A 23,525-nucleotide genomic window follows, 5' to 3' on the forward strand; every position below is an offset into this window, starting at 1 on the left:
GGCGCCGAAAGATTGTGAGTGATGCATGAATCCCGCGCGAAACTCTGAGCCGGACGGAGTGACATGGATATCTCCCTGATCCACGCGGGGCTGGCCGCAGGGGCTGCGATGGCGGCCGTGCCGGTGATCCTGCACCTGTTCATGAAACAACCGCCCAAGCGCGTGATCTTTCCCGCCCTCCGCCTGATCCGGGAACGGCAGAAGCGGTCCCGGAAGACGATGAAGATCAAGAACTGGCTGCTCCTCCTCGCCAGGATGGCCCTGATCGCGCTCATGGCGCTCGCCTTGGCTCGACCTCGTCTCTTCTCGCAGACCTCAATCGGCAGTGACCAAGAAGTCCCTACGGCCGTCGGACTCGTCTTCGATACCAGTCTTTCGATGGGCTACAAGCCCCGCGACAAGACGCTCCTGGATGAAGCGAAGCAGCAGGCGAACGACATCCTCAAGAAGATGCCCGACTCGAGCCAGGTCTTCGTGATCGACTCGGCGGAGCCGGGCGCTCCGCCGCCGCTCTCGCCGGCGGCCGCGCGAAAGCGGGTCGATGGGATCGTGCTGCGACCCGCCAATCGCCCCTTGAATCTGGCGGTCGGGCAAGCCTACGCCTCGGTCGCCGACTGCGATCGACCGCGTCACGAAGTCTACGTCCTGACGGATATGGCTCGCTCCTCCTGGGACCGAGACCGGGCGATCGAAGGGCTCGACAAGGTCAAGAAGGTCAAGTCGGGCATCGCAACGTACCTCGTTCGAATGGCCCCCAAGGACATTCACAACGTGGCCGTGACCGAGGCCTCCCCCTCCGTCAGCGTGGCCACGCAAGGCGAGCCCGTCGAGATCCGGGCCAAAATTCGCTCTCAAGGGCCCGCCACGACCCGCATGGTCCAGTTCGACCTCGACGGCAAACCCCGACATAAAGAGCAAGTCAAGCTGGCGGCCGACGGAGAAACCGAACTCAAGTTCCTAACCCCCAAGCTCGACCCGGCAATCCCGATCCATAAGGGGGTTGTGCGACTCAGCGGCGCACCCGATCCCTTGGAGTTTGACGACAGCCGCTTTTTCACCTTCAAAGTCCAGCCGGCCATGAAGGTGCTGATCATCTCCGACCGTGAGAACGACGCCCAGTTCGTGGCCGACGCCCTCGACCCCGACCCCACGTCGCTCCCGGCCGGCACACCCCGTCCCAGCCGGGTGGAGACGATCCGGACCCCGAAATTCGACGCCCAGACAGGTGACACCCTCAAGAACTACTCGACCGTCTTTCTCCTGAACGTCAAGGAAGTCAGCGAGACCGGCTGGAGCCGCCTCAACGCCTTCGTACGCGAGGGGGGAGGCTTGGTGATCGGCCTGGGTGAGTACTGCAACCCTGAAAACTACAACCTCCCGGTCGCCTCGCAACTCATCCCCGGTTCGTTGACCAAAAAGGAATCTCCCAAGGAAACAAGCTTTGGCAAGATTGCCGACCTGACGCATCCCCTCTTCCGCAGCTACCCGCGCCAGCTCGGCGAGATGCTCTCGCAGATCCCGATCTACCACTACTGGGGAATCACCCCGCCCAAGGGTTCTCGGACGCTGCTCTCTTACTCCAACGGAGCGCCTGCCCTTGTCGAGCGTTCGTTCCAAGGGAAGCAGACCGGCCGGGTCTTGCTCTGGACCACCCCCTTGTCGCGGGTGACGGATTCACGCTTAAAAACAGCCTGGAATGAGTTTGCTTTGCCGGTTGGCGAAAACTGGTCGTTCTTTCTCCTGATGAAGCAGACCATCCCCTACCTGGCCGGGACGTCGAGCGAACAGTTGAACTATGAGGTCGGGCAGGATGCCGTCCTCCCGGTCGATCCGACGCGCCGGTTCAAGAACTACGTGATGCAGAGCGAGGACGGCAAGACGACCGAGCGACTCAACCCGCCGGTCGACTCGCTCGTGATCGTGACTCCGCCGATCGGCCAGTGGACGGTCACGGCCTCCAACTCGGAGGGGGAAAAGGCGCTGATGGGTTTCAGCGTCAATCCGCCAGGCTCCGAGATGAGTTATACGGCGATGGAAGCCAGCGACTTCGATGCGCTCTTCGGCAAGAAGGGCTACAATCTAGCGACCGATGCCGAGAGCCTGAAGCGTGAGGTGACGATGAGCCGGGTGGGGTTCGAGATCTTCCCCTGGCTCATGGGCCTGATCCTGATCCTGGTCACGCTCGAGAATCTCCTGGCCAACAAGTTCCACCGCGAGAGCGCCCCGAGAGGGGCCGTGGGAGTGCCTGCGTGAGGGTCATGAGCAGCACTCGAATTCACCAACCGGAGCCGCTCCGAAGGTCGTTACGATGAACGTGAGTTTCGACCCGATCGGCTCCTGGTTCGTGGTGGCCGTGGCCGCCCTGATCGTGACCGCCCTGACCGTCTGGGCCTACGCACAGCGGTTGCGCGGCACCACGGGGCGTTGGCGTTGGTTCGCCCTGGCCCTGCGCCTGGCGGCGGTCTTGCTCTGCCTGCTGGCCGCGTTGAGACCGTCGGTGATCCTTCAGGAAAAGAAGAAGCAGCCGGCCTCGGTGGTCTTCTTGACCGACGTGTCCAAGAGCATGCAATTCAAGGACGAGGCTGGAGGCAAGAGCCGCTGGGAGGCCGCTCGGGCCGCGCTCGACCTGGCCCGCCCGGTGGCCAAGACGCTCGGACCGAACCTCGACGTCAAGTATTACCAGTTTGACTCCACACTCCGCGAAGAACCGATCGCCAGTTCGGAAAGGGCGAAAGAGGAACCGAACGGCCGGGAGACCGCGCTGGGCGCGGCATTGCTCGAAGCCGTCAAGCGCCAAGCCGGCACGCAAGTCGCCGCACTCGTGGTCATTTCCGACGCCTCGAACAACGCGGGCCTGAACCCGCTCGTCGCCGCGCGCCGGCTCCGCAGCCAGCAAATCCAGATCACCGCCGTCGGCGTCGGTTCGGAGAGCGCCGGCCCAACCTCGAAAGACATTTCGATCCGAGGCTTTGAAGCAGGCCCCTCCGTCTTCGTCAAGAACCAGCTCCAGATCAAGGGCTCGGTCGTGGTCCGTGGTTTCCCCAAGCAGCCGATCGAGCTTGAGATGCTGGTCGATGACAAGCCGGTGGCCAAGACGACCCTCGAGGCTCCCTTGGGCACCGAAGTCATCCCGATCAAAGGTTTGAAATATATCCCGCAGACGCCCGGCGAAAAACTGATCACGCTCCGGGTCAAACCCAAAGACCAGGAATTGCTTACCACCAATAATGAGATGAGCACGTTCGTCAACGTCCTCTCCGGTGGTCTGAACGTCCTGTTCGTTCAAGGGCCCTCCTCCCCCTGGGAATATAAGTTCTGGAACCGGGCCGTCACGTCGTCACCCGACATTCAGGGGGATGTGGTCGTACTCCGCAAACCGGCCGACAACGGCGTGGGTGAGCTCGAAGACACCGTCTTTGCGCCAGGAAAGTACAATGTTTACATTCTTAGTGACGTGCCCGCCAATTTCTTGACGCCGAAGCAGCAGCAGCTCCTCACGATGGCCGTGGAAAAAGATGGCGCGGGGCTGATCATGCTTGGCGGCCGCTCGAGCTTCGGCTCGGGGAAGTGGGCCGATACCCCCATCGCGGGCATCCTGCCCGTGAAGATCGGTCCCAACGACGGTCAGCTGGAACCCAAGGACGGGGTTCGATTCGAGCCGCAAACCTCCGGGCTCGAGAACTATCTCTTCCAGATCGCCCCGACTCGCGAGGAGAGCAAGCGGATCTGGACGACCCTTCCCCCCCTGACCGGCACCAATCGCTTCGGTGAACCGAAAGCGAACGCGATGGTGCTCGCGCGGACCGGTGCCCCCAACGGCGAACCGCTCATGATCGCCAGCGACATCGGGGCAGGGCGGGTCATCGCGTTCGGCGGCGAGACCTGGGTCTGGCCACGCGCCTCCGAACAAGGCCAGGCGGCGCACCGCAAATTCTGGAGACAGGTGACGTTCTGGCTCTCGCACAAGGAGGACGAGGGGGACGACAAAGTCAAGCTGACGCTCGACAGCCGACGGCTCTCGGTGGGGGAGACGTTGGGCTTCTCGGTCACCGGACGCGACGCCAAGAACCTGCCGATCCCCAACCTCACCTATCAAGCCGCGGTTACCCAGGAAGGATCGAAAACCCCGGAAGAACCGGTCCCGGTCTACAACGAGCGGGACGAGGCGCGAGGCTCCTTCCCCGTGATCGGCCAGGCCGGCTTGTATCGTGTGACAGTCACCGCAAAACGAAACGGCCAGGAAGTCGGCCGGGACAGTTCCCGATTCCTCGTCTATCAGGACGATCGCGAAATGGAAAGTCCCGCCGCCGACCTCGATCTGCTCCGGCAGATGGCCGAAACCACGGGAGGTCGGTATCTCGCCTCGGAAGAGCTACCCAAGTACCTCAAAACCCTCAACGGCAAGATCTCGACCGAATCCATGACTCAGATCGAGCACAAAATCTGGGACAACTGGCCCTTCTTCCTCGTCTTCACCGCACTCCTGACCCTCGAGTGGTGGCTCCGCAAGCGTCACGGCTGGGTCTAAATTCTGGAAAACGGACTTGCCAGCCGAGAGTGGCGACGAAGACCGCAATCCAGGCGGAAAGCGATGCCAGGGTGACGGCGGTTCCGCGTTTGAGGCCAGGGGCCTCGTAGCGCAAGATGACCTCGTGTCGCCCTGCCCGGGTCAATGGGATCACACGCTGCGCATGGTTGCCTCGAAGGAGCCGCACGGGACGGCCGTTGTCCTGTGCATTCCAGCCCGGCATCCAGGTGTCGGCGACCACCAGCAGGCCCGGCGCTTCGGTCGTCACATGGATCACAACGCGATCGGGGTCGGTCGAGCCCCAGACGGCCGGTATAAACAGCTGGCGCGGCCCCGTCGGCAACAGCGGGTCGGCCGACATCAGCACCGCCTCATGAGGATCGACCGCGCGGAAACCGGCCAGTGCCGAGGCTGCGTCCTCCACGACCGGCTCAGCCCGGGGGACCACATAGGCGCGAGGCATTGCGGTCGGATTGCGATGGATCGAAAACCGCGAGCCCTGAGTCGTGCCCGAGGCGACGAGCGGCCATTGAGGGTTGTTCTCGAAGTGGTCGGAGACGAGGAAGGCCACGTTCATTCGATCGAGGATCCGCTGACGATTCGCCTGCCGATGTTGCGCGGCGACCTCGCTCATCGGCAATTTCAGGTCAACGGCCGGGGGCATGTAGAGCAAGTCATAGAGCGGTTCGTAGAGATTCGCCGCATGCTGGATCTGGAACGAATCGTTGATGTTGATTTTCTCGAACCCGTTGGAGGACGCGCGCAGATCCTGATAGAGCGTGTCGCGAGCCCGAATCCGGAACGGACCATCGACCGGCGGCACGGCATCCCGGAGCGCTTGACTGATCGGGTCGGAACCAAGGAACTTCGATGGCGGAGCAACCTTGAGCAAACCGTGGCCGGCCCAGCCGAGTTCGACCAGGCCGAGGAGCCCGAGAGCCAAGGCAAGCTGCGGCCGATGGCCGGACGAACGGCCGACGGCGAGAATGACCACGACGCTGACAATCGCGAACCAGAACGTCCCGCTCCGGGCGATTTGGCCCGCGACCAATGCCACGGGTTGACTCTCCCCCTGACTCCTCAGGAAGATCCGAATCTCTCGCAACGAGAGCGCACGGTCCGGGTGCGCCTGGGGATCGGCTCGCTCGGTCGTCGAAAACGGCAAGAGCCCGAGGAGGAACGCACCGACCACGAAGGCCACGAGCCGAAATCGCCTGGCCAGCCATTGCCAACCCACAGCGCCGAATGAGCGAAGCGCTAAAGTCTCAACCCCGAATCCGGCCATCACCGCCGTGCCCAGGCTGACGACGAACAGCGATCGAGAGGGCACCCGAAACCGGTTCATGCCGGGAACACATTCGAACAGCAGGGCAAAGAGGCCGAGTTTCCGGCCCGCCGCAAAGACCAGAGCCCCCCCGATCAGAATGAGCCAGCCGCGAACGAGTCGCCTGTCTGGATACCGCGCGGCCGCGACCGCGACGAGAACCAGCGGGATGAGTCCGATCGAAAGGACCGTTTCCCAGTAATTATCATGGCCGAAGTAGTCGTTCGGCGCCCCCAGCGCACCAGGACTCAAAAGCTGAAAGACGTTGAGCGCGTGCAGTTGATACCGGCTCACCTTGCCCAACGAGAGGTGGCTGCCCCGCAACGTCCAGGCCTGGGCCATCATGTCGGGGATGAGTTCCACGGCCGCCAAGCCGAGGCTCAAGGCCACTACAAACGACCAGCCGGCAAGCGTCGCGAACGCCGCTCGACGCTGGCCTTGCGCGCCTTGGCGGACCGCATCCCAGAGCGCCCAGAGGCTCAAAATGAAGAGAAGGTAAAACCACTCCTGCGGATGCCCGGCCAGTAGGGCAAGCGCCAGGATCGGCGCGAGCGTTAGCGCCCGGCCCCACCGCCGTTGGCGGAACTGGAGGAACGCCCAGAAGGCCCACGGATACCAGGATGCGGCCCAGACGTGGGGATAGTGGCCCTCGAACACCTGGGCCAAAACGTAGGGAGACGCTTGGAAACACCCTGCTGCCACCGTGGCGGCGGCGAGGCCTGCCCCCAAACTCCGCATCAAGACGAAGAGACCAAGGCTTGCCCAGAGCAGGTGACCGACCGTCAACCACCCCAGCGCCGACGGGGCCCGCAAGCTCCAGATCAGCCGGAGCGGTGGATAAAAGAGCCCCGCTTGAGGGTTACCAACCTGCGGCCGACCGGCGAAACCCAAGGGATCCCAGTGGGGAACTCGGCCGTAACGCGCAACTTGATCGGCCACACGAGTGTAGTGAGGCAGATAAAAGAACGTCAGGTCATTGCCGATCGGGCGAAAATCGTCGCGTTGGGCGTGATCGACGCTGGGCCGCTCGCCATCAACGAGCAACCCCGATGGCTCCGCCACCAAGCGAGCGAAGCAGATCAGGGCCAAGCTCAGCACGATCAGACCGGCGAGAAATTCGCCCAGTCTCAGCCTCATCAGTTCCGCGAACTCCATTCATTCCGAAGGGTCGTGCCGTGGGGCAAAGGCCCGGCACGATGCGTGGGCGGCCGGTGGGGGGGAGGGAGGGCTCGGCCAGTCTGGATCCCGTGAATCAGACCAAAGTACTTGTCCATATGCGCAGTCTCGGACCACTCGCCCGTGCGCATCGTAAAGCCACGATCGGCCAGTTCCTCGCGCAACTCGTCATCGTGGACGATCCGTCTCATCGCCTGGAGCATTTCGGCGTCGTTCGAGTACCCCAGGCCCCCGCCGCTGAGCACCCCGGTCTCATTGAGCGCTCCACCACCGGTATGAACCACGACCGGGGTCCGAACCGCGTAGGCCTCGAGGACAACGTAACCGAAGGTCTCGGGGAAAAGCGAAGGAACGACGACCGCGCGGGCTCCATGGAACAGCCTGGCCAGCCCTTGACCGCCGAGAAGGCCCTCGAAATGGACGTTCGGGAGGCCGCGAGCGAGTTTGCGGAGCGTCTGCTCGTAGGGTCCCGTACCCGCAATTCGCAGGTCGACCTCGGGCAAGTACCGCATCAGCGGGATCAGCCGCTGGAATCCCTTCATGCGGACGAGGCGCCCGGCGGCGGCCAGATAAGGCCGTTCGGCCATTTCAGGCTCTTCATCTTCAATCCCCGCCGACCAGTCGTCGGGCAGGAAGTAAGGTAGGTGGATCAGGGGTGCACCAATGCCTCGCGTGCGATGCTCTTCAAGAGCATGACGGCTGGGGAAGATCAGCGCATCGAGTTCGCGAAGACCGCGGTCGATCGCCCCGGTGTAGCGCCAGGCCTGGGGAGGTCGCCCCCCCGCCAAGGTGCAACGGGTGCAATCCGGTCCGTCGCACGTCTTCTTGCCGTTCTTCCAGAGCAAGTGCATCGGGCAGATCAGCCAGTGCTCGTGAGCGGTCATGATCCGCGCGGCACGGCGGCCGAGGTGGAGGATGCCCGGCCCCCCGACCAGCGAAATATTGTGGAAATGGACGACGTCGGTATCCACGGCGTCGAGCTCCGCTCGGAGCGCCTCGGCCTTAAAATAAGGACGGCCGGTCATCTGGGTGGCCAGCGGCGACAGCACTCCATAGCCACTTTCGAGCTGATGGATGTGCAGACCAGGCGGCGGCGTATAGGAGCGCAGGGGGTGGGCCCCTCGCACCGCATTGAACGCGTCGGCGCAATGGAAGACATGGACTTCATGTCCACGCCGGCAGAGCGCGCGCGTCAGGCGATCCACGTAGGCGGCGTCACCACCAAAGCTGTGCGCGCCGAAGAACGTGGTGACCATACAGAACTTCAACGGCGACCTCCCTGTCTGCGTCCGTTGTTCGGCACAACCTCGACACTCTCAATCTCAAGCACGGCAAGCGGATCAGCGGCGAGCATCGAACTGTGACGAGAGGCCGAAGGTTTACCAGCTTTATTGGGGAAATACCAGTTCGCCTTCTTCGGTTTCCGTCTCCGATTCAAGATGTCTCTTGGGTTGCGAATCGAGTGTGCGGCCGAGGGATCGTCCGCGCTTCTCCCCGGCACAAGACCGCCCGCAACTCGTCCTGACGAAGGCCGCCGATGCCCCAGAGGGTCGCCAGATAGGTCAACGCTCCTCCCGCGACGCCCGCCAGCACATGCCATTGAGCCAGAAAGAGGCAGACGGGAACCATCACAGCGGACGCCGCGAGCGGCCTCCCCAGATGATGGTGCCACTCGGGCTGCCGCTCCTCACGCGCCAAAAGCATGTAGCCGGCAAGAACCAAAGACAGGCCAATGACCAAGACGGCCGCCGCAGCCCCCGGAAGCCCGAAACAGTAGCAGGAGAAAGCGACCAAAGGAGCCGAGGCCGCGGCGCCGGAGAGCAGCAGGCGAACTCCGGCCCCCTCGCGATTCACCGCAATCAGAGTCGTCTGGTAGAGATAAGCCAGAGTCAGCAGGGGAGCGCGCCAGATCCCCAAGGCCAGCAAGAGCCCCGCCCCCGCATACTCCTTGGTGAGCATGAACCGCACCAACGGCCCTGAGAGAACGGCTCCACCGACGGCAATCGGAATCAGACCCAACATCAAGACCTTGACCATCACATTCAGCGCATCACGTCCGGCGGCAGTCGTTTGCCGCCAAGACCGAGCCAACGTCGGGAACGTGACCTGTTGGAAGATCATCCCAAACGTCAGGATCGCCGTGATCATCCGATGAGGAGCCCCGTACTGCCCGACGTCGGACCAACGGCGGCTCATCAGGTCGACCACCATCAAATCGGCCGAGCTAATCACCGTCTGAGCAATCTGAATAAAACAGACCGAGCGGCCCCGCTTGAGAAAGACCCGTAAGAACCGAAAACCAAGGACAGGTCGGGGCAGCCCATACTGTCGCGAGTAACAGATCCAGACCAGGGTGATCCCGCATGCCTCGCCCAAGGCAAGCCAGGCCGGCACCCACACAATCCGCGACGCATCCCCCACGCTCATCCAGACGCCCGTCGCATAGACCAGGGTCCGGATGCAGAGCGAGAGGGCGACCAGCCCCATCCGTTCCGTCCCTCGATAGACGAAATCGAGGCCCAAAGCTGTGGTCAGAAGCAACAGACCATAGAGCGCGAGGATCGCTCGGTCCGCGGCCGTCGAGATCGTCAGCGAACTCACCGTCACAAGCCCCACGAACAGGCTGACGGAGAGCACACCCCTGAGCGCCAGGACGTGATTGACTAGCGGCCGGACCAGACGCGGGTGGCGGGCAAGCTCGCGCGAGATGATGACCTCAAACGCATCCCGCACCAACAAGACAAGCCAAAAGACGATATCGAAGGCAAATCCGACCCGCCCGTAGTTCGCCATGCCCAACCGCTTGGCCAGCGTGAGCGTGACAGCCACCGACGCACCCCGGCAGATAATCTCCGCCAGGCTCATGAAGACAAAATTCGATGCGATCCGCCGAGGGGCGGGAGCGCGATTCGGAGTGGGATGGGGGGGGATAGGTCCAGCAGAGGATCGACGAGGCGTCTGTCTCGACGTTGGTAGCGTGGTGGCCATGCGCGGTCGCACTTCCCTGTGGCTTGGCCTCCGGTCAATTCCAAATGACCGATTGGCCCACCCTCGTGCCGCTCAGATTCCGGCCCACTCAACCTACAGATGAGAGACCGGAATCCAAGTAGTCAGAGATCGTTCCATCGACGAGGGTGCTTCGGTTCTGAGTCGTCCGCGAGGCGTCCTCAAATTCGGGTGATGGCAATGCCGCCCTTTCCGATCGCTCCGAGCGAGGGACGCCGGTGCGGCCGCATCCTACTTGGCGCGGTCGTTCAGTGTCAATCCGAAGACAATTCGGCTCGCCCACGCTCGAAACTTGAACGAACTCAACCCAGCTTGCTTTACTTGCCAGGCTTCAATTCATAGACGACGTGAACCGTAACCGCCAGTTCCTGTTCCCCCGCAGCAATCGGCATGGGCGCGGCCGCTCTCGCCATCATCTCCATCCGGGGTGCGTAGAGCGGACTCGGCGGGCGTGATCCCCCTTCGTCGACGATCTTGAGAGGAGCACCGAGGACAACGCCCGCTTCTCCCGCCAGCAATTCGGCTTTGCCCTTCGCGTCGGCCATCGCCCTTTTCCGGATCTCGTCCATGAGCTTTTCGGAGCTGTCGACCCGGAACGAAATTCCGTGGATCTGGTTGGCACCCGCCGTTACCAGGCCGTCAAGCAGCGCTCCGAGCTTCGGAATCTGCCGTGCGGTAATCTGCACGGTGTTGTCGACCCGGTAACCGACAATCCGGGGAATAAACTCCGCTTGATTGACAGACCTGGGTTGGTTGGGCGGCTGGGAGTATTCCGGGCTGACCTGGATCTGGGTCGTCTGAATATCCTTGGTCGCGACCCCGTTCTCCTTCAAAATCGCGTACATCGCATTCATCGACTCGTTGTTAGCGGCCAAAGCGGCCTGGGCGGTGGGTGCCTGCGATCGCACCCCAACTTGGATTTCCGCGATGTCCGGAGCGGTGGAGAGCTTGCCTGTCCCACTCACCGAGATCGTCGGCTTTTCCACTTTTTCCTCCGCGGCGCTGGGCGACGAAGAGAACGTCAAGGTCGACAAGGCTACCAGGCAGATCAAGCTTAATCTCATCATGATTCGCCTCCTGTTTCGAAACCTCAGAGATCGCGACGCCGCCGGAATCGATCCAGTGTCACGGCCGCCACGATGATGGCTCCAATGATGACGTCTTGGCTGGCGTTCGGGATCCCGGCGTGGACGCACCCGTTGTTCAGGACGGACATGATCAAACAACCGATCAAGGTCCCCACAACGGTCCCCTCACCCCCGTTGAGACTCCCACCGCCGATGACCACCGCCGCGATGACCTGCAACTCCAGTCCGTCGGCGGTGACCGGGTCCCCCGTGGCATCGAGGTAAACGTACTGCATCACCCCCGCCAAACCAGTGGCCAACCCCGCAAGGCCGTAAACCGCCAGTTTGACGACCGGTACGTTAATCCCACAGAGACGGGCCGTCGATTCGTTCGAACCAATTGCGTAGATATAACGCCCCAACAAGCTGTGTCTTAGTGCCAAGGCCAAGAAAAGGCTCAGGAGCAGTAGTAACCAGACTCCGGGAGCGACCAGCAACCAGCGCGGCTCCGGTTCAGTGGCCAGGATCGAGCGAAACCACCAAACTCTCGCCTCGTCCGGCACATAGACCGCCGTGCTCGAGGAGAGCCACTTCGCCAGCCCTCGGAAGATTTTGAGACCGCCAAGCGTAATAATGAAGGGAACCACGCCGAGCCCTGTAATCAAGACCCCATTCCAGAGCCCACAAAGCCCCCCGACCACGATGCCTCCCACCAAGGCCAGAGGCATCGGCCACCCCAGGTCACGCACGGCCAGGGCAATCACAACCGTCACCAGCGCGACCGCCGAGCCGACCGACAGGTCGATCCCCCCGGAGATCATGATCACGGTCATTCCCAAGGCCGCCGTGCCAACGATCACGGTTTGCACCGCGATCGTCCGCCAGTTGTAGAGGGTCAGGAACGAACCGGACTGCCGCGTCAGGTACGCAAACAAGACCGTGATCAGGATCAATCCGAGAAACGGTCCGAAGACCGTCCAGGCCCAGCCCAAGCTTCCTCGAAGCGCAGGCGATCCCTTTTCACGTCCTACTTCGTCCGCGCATACAGCCACGTGGCCGCCCCCTTCTTTACTTTCTACATTACTTTCGAAAATGCGTTTCGCGGTCCGCACGATGATTTTGAGCATCGCCGACGGACTCCGTCATTACAAGCGAGTCCCTGGGGAGGATTCGTGCCGTATCGGCCCATTCCTGAAGTTCGCCCGACCCGGCTTCATTTCCTTCTCTGACATCCTCTCGGTCCGAGGTGAGGAACTCTCAGCCTCCGGTCGCAACCTCCATAACGCTGTGTTCGGTCCAGTCCGAGACGGGTCGCGCCTTGCTCAGGACGCCCCGGGTCATGACGGCAATCCGGTCGCAAATTCCAAAGAGTTCCGGGAGATAGGAACTCACCATGATGATCGCCTTCCCTTGTGCAGCCAGTTCCCCGATCAAACGATAGATCTCGGCCTTCGAACCGAGATCGATCCCCCGCGTCGGCTCATCGAGGAGCAAAACCTCAGCGTCCTGGTGTAGCAGTCGGGCGATCGCCACTTTTTGCTGGTTGCCGCCGGAAAGATCACCGATCACCTGCGAGGGGCTGATCGCCTTGATTCGGAGCTTGGTCATCCAGCCTGCGGCATCGGATTTCCGCCGGCCCAGGTCGAGCCATCCCCAGCGTGAATACTGGTCGAGGGCCGAATAAGTCATGTTGTCCTCGATCGAGCGCCCCAAGGCGAGTCCTTCCCCTTTGCGGTCTTCGCTGAGGTATCCCAGCCCTTGGCGAATCCTCAGTCGCGGTGTGGCATTCCGGCTGGAAATCCCTCTCACGCAAACCGAACCCGACCGTACCGAATCGAGACTGAAGATCGCGCGAAGCAATTCGGTTCGCCCGGCTCCCACCAGGCCGGCGATCCCGAGGATCTCACCACGCCTGAGCACCAAATCCGCCTTCTTGGGGATCGGGCGGCGCGACAGTTCGGTCAGTTCCAAAATCGGTTCGCCCGGCTCGTGGGGCACGCGGGGAAAGAGTTCGGTGAGGTCGCGGCCGACCATCTGTCCGATCATCGTCGCAAGTTCGGTCCCCGCAACCGGCCCTGTGGCCACGGAGCGGCCGTCGCGAAGCACCGTATAGTGTTGAGCGACCCGACGGACCTCCTCAAGGAAGTGGCTGATATAGACGATCGCCAATCCTTTGGCCCGTAGACGCTCGATAATCTCGAACAAGCGCTCGGCGTCACGCTCGGTCAGCGAACTCGTCGGTTCATCGAAGACGATCAGGCGAGCGTCCGCGACCAGGGCACGGGCCACCTCGACGAGTTGTTGGGCGCCGACGCTCAAATTTCCGGCCACAGTCTCCGGCCGAATATCGGGGTGATCGAGCAGTTCGAGGGCCTGGGCCACCAGTCGGCGATGCTCCTTCCGCCTGATGAAACCGGCGACGACCCGCTCCTGACCGAGCATGACGTTCGCCTCGACCGAGAGGTGCGGGGCGAGCGTCAGCTCCTGGTAGATCATGGCCACCCCGAGGTTGCGGGCTCCGCGCGGGCCTCGAGGCGCGTAAGCGACGCCCCCGATCTCCATCCTCCCCTGATCGGGCCGATAGGCGCCGCTGAGGATCTTCATCAGGGTGCTTTTACCGGCCCCGTTCTCCCCGATCAGCGCGTGGACCTCGCCTCCCCTTAGCGCAAGCGAGACATTGTCGAGCGCGCGGCTCGCGCCAAACGACTTGGAAACCCCGTGCATCTCCAGCAGGGGAGTGGTCACGGCCGCGAAGCCAGCATGCCGGCCCCCTCCAATGCTCGGAGCATTCCGAACGTGCTCGACTCGTTACAACAGAAGACGCCGTCCACCTGGCCACGATAGCGCGTGACCAAGCTCTGCGATTTTTGCTGGGCCGTGTCCGAGGTCGCCCCCGCATACTCCGTGTCGGAGAGATATTGGATCTTGGGAAACTCGCTCTTCATCGTGTCGGTGAATCCCCGCTCGCGCTGCTCCGTGCTTTCGGAACCGACCGCGTAACGGAGCAAGATGATTTTTCCTTCTCCTTTAAGTAACTCTCCCAACCGCTTCGCGGCGAGCACCCCGCCATGATAGTTGTCCGTGGCGACGTAACTGACGATCTTCTTCGATTCGAGGCCTGAATCGATGATCACGACCGGAATCCCTTTGGCCACGGCATCCTCGACCGGCTTGACGAGGGCCTTGGCATCCAAAGGAGCCAGAACGATCCCATCGACCCCGGCTGCCACCGCACTCTGAACGAGCTGAATCTGCTGAAGCCGGTCATCCTCTTTTTGAGGACCCTGCCAGATCACCTCGACGTTGCCCAGGTCGGCCGCTCCCTTGAGTGCTCCCGCATGGATCGTCATCCAGAACTCGTGGGTCGTCCCCTTCGGGATCACCATGACCCGCCATTTCTTCGTCTTGGTTCCGGACAGACTCCCCTCGGCTCGATTCTCCGCCTTGGCAGGACGAAGGAGCGGCGCAATGGCCGCTTCTTCCATATTGTCGGGGGTCACCATCGTCTCCCCCGTCGACACCTGCGTCTCGACGGGCTGCTTCTCGAGATGCTGAACCAGCGTTTTGACCCCGAGCTGCCCCATAAGGTAAGGGTTCTGGACGACGATCCCCTGAAGCTTATCCTGCTTCAATGCATTAACGAGTGGCGCACTCGCATCGAACCCCACGAAGTAGACGCGCTTGGCCGCCCCACGATCGGGACCTTGAATCGCGTGGCCCTCCCCTCCCGCACCTCCACACCCCCCATGGGGCAAGGCCAGCAGAAGACCCAGCAAAGACCACTCGAAACGCGGGCGCGTCATGAAGTCTCTCCCTCGAAAACACGTTCTTTTAGGATGGAGTGAGGGCCATCGTAAGCCTCGATTCCGACCAACGCAAGCAGCCGCCCAAATACACTATACATTTGTTCTCATTCAGAGGTCTTACATGAAATCCATGAGAAACGGGGGACTACCAAATTGACTCCTGCCCGGACCCTGTTAATATAGTCCTTGTCGCCTGTGTCACCACGGGTGACAACGCAACGGCCGGCTGACCTGGAACGGGAAACCGATCACCAGGACGGCGGGCCGCGATGTTGTCGGTAAGGTGGGCCGGCGTGACACGCTTTTCAAGCAAGTCACTCCGGCCAATCGCTTCGATAGCACGTTCGTTCTTTGACAATCCGGTCGATCGTGGTTCTTGTGGTTGAAGAGAACCTTTGAGGGAAGCCGGCGTGGAGCCGTTTGAGTCGTCTCGACCCCGTTTGGTTGGAGGTCGAACCGCGACGGAGACGGATCCAACAGCCAACAGCACGAGGGAACAGGGGCGTGCCCCGGTGAACTCGAGCTGCGACCAGTTAGCAAATTCCTCAACCCTTTTGAAGGTGAGGACCGGCTCTCATTGCTCTTCGGAGCAGGGGAGACGACCAATCTCGAAGGGTTTGATCCTGGCTCAGAATGAACGTTGGCGGCGTGGATTAGGCATGCAAGTCGAACGGGCCGCAAGGCCAGTGGCGCAAGGGTGAGTAAGGCGACGGTAACCAACCCCAGGATTGGGTATAGCCGCGGGAAACCGCGGGTAATCCCCAGCGACGCAACGACACCGGCATCGGTGTTTTGCCAAAGCTTCGGCGTCGTGGGACGGGCTGTCGTGGTATTAGCTTGTTGGCGGGGTAATGGCCCACCAAGGCTGTGATGCCTACCGGGCGTGCGAGCGTGGCCCGGCACACTGGGACTGAGACACTGCCCAGACTCCTACGGGAGGCTGCAGTCGAGAATCTTCGGCAATGGGCGCAAGCCTGACCGAGCGACGCCGCGTGGAGGATGAAGGCCTTCGGGTTGTAAACTCCTGTCGAGGGGGAAAAAGGGCTGAAAAGCCTTGATTGATCCCTGGAGGAAGCACGGGCTAAGTTCGTGCCAGCAGCCGCGGTAAGACGAACCGTGCGAACGTTATTCGGAATCATTGGGCTTAAAGCGCGTGTAGGCGGATTCGTGCGTCTGTCGCTGAAATCCCCCGGCTCAACCGGGGAACGGGCGTGGATACGACGAGTCTGGAGGGGCATAGGGGGACCTGGAACTTCCGGTGGAGCGGTGAAATGCGTTGAGATCGGAAGGAACGCCCGTGGCGAAAGCGAGGTCCTGGATGCCTACTGACGCTGAGACGCGAAAGCCAGGGGAGCGAACGGGATTAGATACCCCGGTAGTCCTGGCCGTAAACGATGGGTACTGGATAGGGGGCTCGCCGATGGGCTCCCTGTCGTAGGGAAACCGTGAAGTACCCCGCCTGGGGAGTATGGTCGCAAGGCTGAAACTCAAAGGAATTGACGGGGGCTCACACAAGCGGTGGAGTATGTGGCTTAATTCGAGGCTACGCGCAAAACCTTATCCCAGGCTTGACATGCACGGATTAGCCGGCGGAAACGTCGGTGAGGCCGCAAGGAACAACGTGCACAGGTGCTGCATGGCTGTCGTCAGCTCGTGCCGTGAGGTGTTGGGTTAAGTCCCCTAACGAGCGAAACCCCTGTGTCTAGTTGCCAGCGGGTAAAGCCGGGAACTCTAGACAGACCGCCGGCGTTAAGCCGGAGGAAGGCGGGGATGACGTCAAGTCCTCATGGCCCTTATGCTTGGGGCTGCACACGTACTACAATGGGGCGGACAGAGCGTTGCTAGGCTGCAAAGTCATGCTAATCGCAAAAACCGTTCCTCAGTTCGGATTGCGGGCTGCAACCCGCCCGCATGAAGCTGGAATCGCTAGTAATCGCGGATCAGCATGCCGCGGTGAATGTGTTCCTGAGCCTTGTACACACCGCCCGTCAAGCCACCAAAGCGGGGGGCATCCGAAGTCGCCGGAGCCGCAAGGCAGGCGCCGAAGATGAAACCCGTGATGGGGACTAAGTCGTAACAAGGTAACCGTAGGGGAACCTGCGGTTGGATCACCTCCTTTCTAAGGATTTTTCTTAGAAAATCTCGGCTCTGAGAATCGAGGGACGTGGCTTCGGTCACAGTCGCGATTCGAGAAGAGCCGCATCGGCACCGTCTCCTTGATCAGATGGTTTTTACGCCGGCTTCCCACGAAGGTTTTCTCACCACGAACACGATCGACCAATGAGGGGACCCCTCACCCGAGGGGTCCTTTCTGTTTCTCTCATTTGCTTTGCACTGCTGGGTGCGGGGTGCGACCGTACGCGGTCTCACCCCCTGGCCAGCGGCCAGTGCGGATCTCCGTGAAAGATCTCTCGGTTTCGGCCGAGCGGTTGATCGCTGAGGTTCGGTTGCTCTTTCACAATCCGGTGGTTAGGTCACGCAAGTGAGAACCGCAAACAAGTGGTCGTGGCAGACCAAGTAGAAGAATCTCTCCACAATACAGTGGAACCCTTACGGATGCGTGAGTGTCGATCGCTGCGACAGCGACCGACCTCACAATGGGGATCGTTACCCAAGTGAGAGTGAACCTGCGTCGCGAGACGCTGGGCACTCGATCGAAGACAGATCGGGGACTGACCCCTCGCAGATTCGGCTGTCGAGCTTCCTTCGGGAAACCGCGGCGTCCGGATCGGCGTGGTCAAGCTCCTAAGGGCACGGGGGGGATGCCTAGGCGTCATCAGAGAGACAGGCGTGGAAGGCTGCGATATGTCCGGGGGAGTTGCCCAACGAACGTCGATCCCGGAATGCCTGTAGAGACCCGGGGAACTGAAACATCTCAGTACCCGGAGGAAAGGAAATCAACCGAGACTCCCTCAGTAGCGGCGAGCGAACGGGGATCAGCCTAAACCGCGTGGGACACCACGCGGGGTCGTGGGGCCGATAACATGGGATGAGTGAGCGTCAGCCGAAGCCTCCTGGAACGGAGCGCCAGAGCGGGTGATAGCCCCGTAGGCGACGATGCAATCTCCCCTCTTCGGTACCCGAGTAGGGTCGGGCACGTGAAACCCGGCCTGAATCGGCGGGGACCATCCCGCAAGGCTAAGCACTCGATGACGACCGATAGCGAACCCAGTAGGGCGACCGAACGGTGGGAAGAACCCCGATGAGGGGAGGAGACTGAACCTGAAACCCCGTGCCTACAAGCGGTGGGAGCGCGATGCCTTCGGGCCGCGTGACCGCGTGCCTTTTGCATAATGATCCGGCGAGTTACTGTATCCGGCCCCAGGTTAACCCCTTCAGGGGGGGAGCCGTAGCGAAAGCGAGTCTTCATCGGGCGCCATAGTCGGGTGCAGTAGACGCGAAACCAGGTGAACTACCCATGGGCAGGTTGAAGCGACCCTAACCGGTCGTGGAGGACCGAACCCACCAGTGTTGAAAAACTGGGGGAGGACCCGTGGGGAGGAGTGAAAGTCTTATCAAACCTGGAGATAGCTCGTTCTCTCCGAAATGGCTTTAGGGCCAGCCTCGGGACATATCGTGCGGGGGTAGAGCGACGGAATTCGGTAGGGGGGCTTCCCGCCTACCCTCCGAAACCCAACTCCGAATACCGCACGACGGACCCCGGGAGTCAGAACGTGGGGGATAAGCTTCACGTTCAAAAGGGAAACAACCCAGACCGCCGACCAAGGCCCCCAAATCGACGCTCAGTGGCAAAGGAAGTGGGATCGCGGTGACAGCCGGGATGTTGGCTTAGAAGCAGCCATCATTTCAAAAGTGCGTAACAGCTTACCGGTCGAGCCATCCCGCGCCGAAAATGACGGGGACTAAGCGTCGTGCCGCAGTCGCGGATCAGCAATGATGGTAGGAGAGCGTCGCCCACCGCAACGAAGCTGGATGGAAACGACCAGTGGAGCGTGGGCGAGTGCGAATGCCGGAACGAGTAACGACAAGACAGGTGGGAAGCCTGTCCGCCGAAAGCACAAGGTTTCCTGGGGAAGGTCAATCCGCCCAGGGTCAGTCGGGACCTAAGGCGAGGCCCAAGGGCGTAGCCGATGGACAGACGGTTAATATTCCGCCACCCGATGGTAAGGTTGAACGACGGAGGACGCCGGTTCCAGTCAGGTCGGGGTGTTAGATGACCCCGTGCCGCAAGGCCGACAGCATTCGATCTGGAAGCCTGATGACGAGCCGGCCACGAAAAGCCCCGTCGGGACGAACCATCCGGCCCGTACCGCAATCCGACACAGGTGTGCTAGGCGAGTATCCGAAGGCGTTCGGGAGAACCCTCGTGAAGGAACTCGGCAAAATGACCCCGTACCTTCGGTACAAGGGGTGCTCTCCGTAAGGAGAGCCGCAGAGAATCGGCTCTAGCGACTGTTTATCAAAAACACAGGACTCTGCCAACTCGCAAGAGGACGTATAGAGTCTGACGCCTGCTCGGTGTCGGTAGGTTAAGGGAGCCGATGAGGCGTAAGCTGAAGTTGGCGACCGAAGCCCCGATAAACGGCGGCCGTAACTATGACGGTCCTAAGGTAGCGAAGTTCCTTGTCGGGTAAGTTCCGACCTGCATGAATGGCGTAACGACTGGAGCACTGTCTCCACGAGGGACCCGGTGAAACTGTAGCCGTGGTGAAGATGCCACGTACCCGCGGTCAGACGGAAAGACCCCGTGAACCTTTACTGCAGGTTGGCACTGGGTCAGCGTCCTTTCTGTGTAGGATAGGTGGGAGGCCGTGATCCGGCGGCGCCAGCCGTCGGGGAGCCACTGGTGAAATACCACCCTGAAATGACTCTGATCCTCACCGGTCCGTAGCCCGGACCGGGACCGTGCTCATCGGGCAGTTTGACTGGGGCGGTCTCCTCCCAAAGAGTAACGGAGGAGTGCAATGGTACCCTCGGCCAGGTCGGCAATCTGGCAACAAGAGCGCAAACGTAGAAGGGTGCCTGACTGCGAGACCCATCAGTCGAGCAGGGACGAAAGTCGGCGTTAGTGATCCGGCGGTGCTGGATGGAAAGGCCGTCGCTCAACAGATAAAAGGTACTCCGGGGATAACAGGCTGATCTCCCCCGAGCGTCCATAGCGGCGGGGAGGTTTGGCACCTCGATGTCGGCTCATCGCATCCTGGGGCTGGAGAAGGTCCCAAGGGTTTGGCTGTTCGCCAATGAAAGCGGTACGCGAGCTGGGTTCAGACCGTCGTGAGACAGGTCGGTCCCTATCTGCCGTGGGCGTAGGAAACTTGCGAAGGGTCTCCCCTAGTACGAGAGGATTGGGGAGGACCGACCTCTGGTGTACCGGCTGTCCCGCTCGGGGCACCGCCGGGTAGCTAGGTCGGGAAAGGATAAGCGCTGAAGGCATCTAAGCGCGAAGCCCTCTTCAAGACGAGGTTTCCAGCACGCAAGTGCGAAGGCTCCTGGAAGACGACCAGGTCGATAGGCCGGGAGTGCACGGCGAGTGATCGCCGCAGCCGACCGGTCCTAACAGCCGATCGCTTGACCACCCCGATCCGTCCGCCGGTTCCCATTTGGGACGCGAAGGACAGGAATCAGGGTTGCATCATTCACCGATCGTATTCGATCGATCACACGGCGACGTATTCCCATCCAATAACGGGGACCACGCGTCGTGAAGAGACTCGAAGTCGGTTGGTCATGCCCATGAAACCGCGGTTTGAGCTTGCGTGACGACCACTGTGAGAACGAGCACACGGAACCGGCGGGTTTGATCGCCTGCCGGTTGCTTTTCCGGCGAACATACTGACGGGGTCCCACCCGTTCCCATTCCGAACACGGCCGTTAAGCCCGTCAGGCCCATGATAGTGCCTTTGGCGCGAAAGTCGGTGATCGCCGGAATCCTTTTCAAGACGCCCCGACCCTTCTTCAACGAAGGGTCGGGGCGTTTTTCGTTGCGCAGTCGCTTCGCCCCGGGAACTGCGCTCGCCCCAATGAGCGAGCGGGGAACATGAACTCCCTGTCTTTACGTGGCTTCGCGTGGAAGTGAATCCGAAGACAGAGAGCTCGCGCTCACCGCTACGAGTGCATAAAGTTAACGAGAAACGGGGTTTCAGACTCACCGGTTGAGTCCAACGAATCCTGCAAAAGACGCCCCGCCCCTTCTTCCGCGAAGGGGCGGGGCGTCTTTTATTTGCAAATCGCCTTGTGGAATCATTGATGAATCTTCTCTTCAATCGCCGATACAGCCGTCGAATGGAATGATCAGGACGCTCGATTCTCTCCCGACGAACGAGCGAGGAGGGGGCGCAATCCGTTCAATTCGCTTGGCGACCTTCCTGAAGGAATTCGTTTTTAATTGCCTCAATCGTCACGTCTGACGCTGAAGCAGGGAGACACCAGGAAGGATCATCTCCCCGGTTAACATTCTATTAGTCGTGGCCCCCCCCAATCGGGCATTGAGGCCCGAGGAGATGCGTACTTTGTTATTCGCTTATATCGGTCCGGAAACGCTGTTGCCCATGACGTCCGTCGTGGCGGCCGCCATTGGGTTTGCGGCCATGTTCGGCCGAAACGTCTTCGTCTTGGCATCAAAAATCTTTCGGTCTGTCCTCAGAATTCCTCGACGCTTGGCGAAATCATCACAGACAACGCTTCCCAGACTTGCGCGACAGGATCGACGACAAGGTGAATGGCGCGGGCCGCGGACTCATCCGGGCGAGGCCCTTGTCGAAGTGTCGGCCGTGGGAACTCATTCCTCGAGAACGTCCCGTTAACCAAGAGAGAGATTCGCCCCAAGTGGTCCACGAGCGGGACGACAGCAGGTTCGTCCCACTTCGTTTGGATTCGCTGATTGGATCGATCCCCCCGGTTCTTCAAGGATCTCTTGCAACGAATGAGCAGGTCGACCATGATTCGGCCTTTGGCGTCAAAGCATCCTTAGCCTCCACATCTTGACCGTCGCGGTCCTCGTCACTGACGTGACGAACCCTGCTCGGACCATTTTCGACGCCTCGACGAACCGCTGAGGCGTCAATTCCGCAAGGAAGGGAGTTCGTTGCGGCCATGAAGATCCTCGTCATTGGACTCGATTGCGCGACGCCGGAACTGCTATTCAGTGACGAGCGTCTGACAAACTTGCGCCGCTTGATGGAGGCCGGTTGCTACGGCCGGTTGGAAAGCGTCATTCCCCCGATCACGGTCCCCGCCTGGATGTGCATGGCGACCAGCCAGGATCCGGGATCGCTTGGCGTCTACGGCTTCCGGAACCGGGTCGATCATTCGTATGACGGCCTGGGCATCGTCAACTCGCGGTCGTTTAGCGAGCTGGCGATCTGGGATCAGGTCGCGCGTGAGGGAAAGCGGTCGGTCGTCGTGGGCGTCCCGCCGGCGTACCCGCCCCGCAAGCTCAACGGCGTTTCCGTGGGCTGCTTCCTGACCCCCGACACATCAAAAGACATCTATACACACCCGGCCGATCTCGGCAATGCAATCAACACCTTGGTCGGCCCCTATCCGGTCGATGTCAAAGGGTTTCGAACCGATAACAAGGACTGGCTCGGCAAGACCGTCCTCGACATGAGCCGCAAGCAATTCGAAGTTGTGCGGCACCTGATGAAGAACACCGACTGGGACTATTTCCAGTTCGTGGAGATCGGCCTCGACCGCATGCAGCATGGCTTCTGGAAGCACCACGACCCCGAGCATGTGCATCACGAGCCCGGCAACCCCTATCAAAACATAATTCGCGACTATTACCGGCACCTCGACGAGGAGATCGGCCGAGTCCTGGAACTCCTGACCGACGATACGGTCGTGCTGGTCGTTTCCGACCACGGGGCGCGTAAGCTCGACGGCGGCTTCTGCGTCAATGAGTGGCTGATCCGCGAGGGGTTGCTGGTCCTGAATCAGTATCCCGAGAAAGTCACCCCGTTCAGTAAGCTCGACGTGAACTGGGACAAGACGCGGGTCTGGAGCGAGGGGGGTTACTACGCCCGTGTCTTCTTCAATGTGAAGGGGCGCGAGCCGAAGGGAATCATCGAGCCGACCGAGTACGAGCGGTTCCGTGACGAGATCAAGGCTCGCTTCGAAGCCACCACCGATCCCGGCGGAAACCGGCTGGGCACACTCGTCTTCAAGCCCGAAGAGGCCTTCCGCAACGTGCGGAACGTTGCTCCCGATCTGATCGTTCACTTCGGAGCGCTCGCCTGGCGTTCGGTGGGTGGGGTCGGATATCCGACGATCCACGTTCAGGAAAACGACACGGGCCCCGACGACTGCAACCACGCCCAATTCGGTTCGTTCGTACTCGCGTCGTCGAACAACCCGCTCCAAGGCGAAATCCAGGGGGCTCATCTCCTGGACATCGCGCCCACCCTGCTGGAACTGGGCGGCTACGACCTCCCCGCGTCAATGCAAGGGCGATCGCTCGTCTCCGGCTTGGAAGTGAGTGCGGCCCCGCCGGCCGGTTACTCCGCAGCCGAAGAGGAAGTGGTCCGGGACCGCCTCAGTGGGCTCGGTTACATCGGCTGAACCCGCTTCGACCTTTGCTTGCGGCCCTCGACATTCCGTTCGACCAGGAGGGTCGACGTTTATGACGGATCAAGTCACGAGATCAATCTCTCGCCGTC

Annotated in this window: 10 protein-coding genes and 3 rRNA genes; 6 read left to right on the forward strand and 7 right to left on the reverse strand. The window is 61.3% G+C overall.

Going from position 1 to position 23,525, the window contains the following annotated elements:
• Positions 1–63: 63 nt before the first annotated feature.
• Positions 64–2,253, forward strand: a complete 2,190-nt coding sequence (locus SINAC_RS13110) for a BatA domain-containing protein (protein ID WP_015246128.1) — start codon at positions 64–66, stop codon at positions 2,251–2,253.
• A 55-nt stretch (positions 2,254–2,308) separates the two neighbouring features.
• Positions 2,309–4,528 (forward strand): glutamine amidotransferase, encoded by a 2,220-nt coding sequence (locus SINAC_RS13115; RefSeq protein WP_015246129.1) that lies wholly within the window; start codon positions 2,309–2,311, stop codon positions 4,526–4,528.
• Here the strand turns inward: SINAC_RS13115 and SINAC_RS13120 are convergent.
• The 7 genes from SINAC_RS13120 to SINAC_RS13150 all read right to left on the reverse strand — a co-directional run bounded on the left by SINAC_RS13120 (position 4,473) and on the right by SINAC_RS13150 (position 14,904).
• Positions 4,473–6,989 (reverse strand): glycosyltransferase family protein, encoded by a 2,517-nt coding sequence (locus tag SINAC_RS13120; RefSeq protein ID WP_015246130.1) that lies wholly within the window; start codon positions 6,987–6,989, stop codon positions 4,473–4,475. The genes SINAC_RS13115 and SINAC_RS13120 overlap by 56 nt on opposite strands.
• Positions 6,989–8,296 (reverse strand): glycosyltransferase family 4 protein, encoded by a 1,308-nt coding sequence (locus SINAC_RS13125; RefSeq protein ID WP_015246131.1) that lies wholly within the window; start codon positions 8,294–8,296, stop codon positions 6,989–6,991. The genes SINAC_RS13120 and SINAC_RS13125 overlap by 1 nt, the downstream gene beginning before the upstream one ends.
• A gap of 166 nt (positions 8,297–8,462) precedes the next feature.
• Positions 8,463–10,016 (reverse strand): lipopolysaccharide biosynthesis protein, encoded by a 1,554-nt coding sequence (locus tag SINAC_RS13130; RefSeq protein WP_261339224.1) that lies wholly within the window; start codon positions 10,014–10,016, stop codon positions 8,463–8,465.
• A 335-nt stretch (positions 10,017–10,351) separates the two neighbouring features.
• Complete coding sequence (locus SINAC_RS13135; protein WP_015246133.1) at positions 10,352–11,101, reverse strand: SIMPL domain-containing protein; 750 nt, start codon at positions 11,099–11,101, stop codon at positions 10,352–10,354.
• A gap of 23 nt (positions 11,102–11,124) precedes the next feature.
• Complete coding sequence (locus SINAC_RS13140; protein WP_237722535.1) at positions 11,125–12,153, reverse strand: ABC transporter permease; 1,029 nt, start codon at positions 12,151–12,153, stop codon at positions 11,125–11,127.
• 205 nt (positions 12,154–12,358) lie between these two features.
• Positions 12,359–13,846, reverse strand: a complete 1,488-nt coding sequence (locus SINAC_RS13145) for a sugar ABC transporter ATP-binding protein (RefSeq protein ID WP_015246135.1) — start codon at positions 13,844–13,846, stop codon at positions 12,359–12,361.
• Positions 13,843–14,904, reverse strand: a complete 1,062-nt coding sequence (locus SINAC_RS13150; RefSeq protein ID WP_015246136.1) for a substrate-binding domain-containing protein — start codon at positions 14,902–14,904, stop codon at positions 13,843–13,845. Before SINAC_RS13150 ends, SINAC_RS13145 begins: the two co-directional genes overlap by 4 nt.
• Positions 14,905–15,512: 608 nt before the next feature.
• Here SINAC_RS13150 and SINAC_RS13155 point away from each other — a divergent pair.
• From SINAC_RS13155 to SINAC_RS13175, 4 genes are all read left to right on the forward strand, one after another.
• Positions 15,513–17,026, forward strand: a 16S ribosomal RNA gene (locus SINAC_RS13155).
• A gap of 616 nt (positions 17,027–17,642) precedes the next feature.
• Positions 17,643–20,444 (forward strand): 23S ribosomal RNA (locus SINAC_RS13160).
• Between the two features lie 243 nt (positions 20,445–20,687).
• A 5S ribosomal RNA gene (gene rrf, locus SINAC_RS13165) occupies positions 20,688–20,796 on the forward strand.
• The 16S, 23S and 5S rRNA genes sit together here, the layout of an rRNA operon.
• Before the next feature lie 1,164 nt (positions 20,797–21,960).
• Positions 21,961–23,427, forward strand: a complete 1,467-nt coding sequence (locus SINAC_RS13175; protein WP_015246138.1) for an alkaline phosphatase family protein — start codon at positions 21,961–21,963, stop codon at positions 23,425–23,427.
• Positions 23,428–23,525: the final 98 nt, after the last annotated feature.

This window comes from Singulisphaera acidiphila DSM 18658, assembly GCF_000242455.2.
In the GTDB taxonomy this organism is placed as follows: Bacteria; Planctomycetota; Planctomycetia; order Isosphaerales; family Isosphaeraceae; genus Singulisphaera; species Singulisphaera acidiphila.

What these genes read in the sequence shown, in the direction of transcription:
- SINAC_RS13110 (WP_015246128.1), top strand. Translation starts at nt 64, where the DNA reads ATGGATATCTCCCTGATCCACGCGGGGCTGGCCGCAGGGGCTGCGATG.
- SINAC_RS13115 (WP_015246129.1), top strand. Translation starts at nt 2,309, where the DNA reads ATGAACGTGAGTTTCGACCCGATCGGCTCCTGGTTCGTGGTGGCCGTG.
- SINAC_RS13120 (WP_015246130.1), bottom strand. Translation starts at nt 6,989, where the DNA reads ATGAGGCTGAGACTGGGCGAATTTCTCGCCGGTCTGATCGTGCTGAGC.
- SINAC_RS13130 (WP_261339224.1), bottom strand. Translation starts at nt 10,016, where the DNA reads ATGGCCACCACGCTACCAACGTCGAGACAGACGCCTCGTCGATCCTCT.
- SINAC_RS13135 (WP_015246133.1), bottom strand. Translation starts at nt 11,101, where the DNA reads ATGATGAGATTAAGCTTGATCTGCCTGGTAGCCTTGTCGACCTTGACG.
- SINAC_RS13150 (WP_015246136.1), bottom strand. Translation starts at nt 14,904, where the DNA reads ATGACGCGCCCGCGTTTCGAGTGGTCTTTGCTGGGTCTTCTGCTGGCC.
- SINAC_RS13175 (WP_015246138.1), top strand. Translation starts at nt 21,961, where the DNA reads ATGAAGATCCTCGTCATTGGACTCGATTGCGCGACGCCGGAACTGCTA.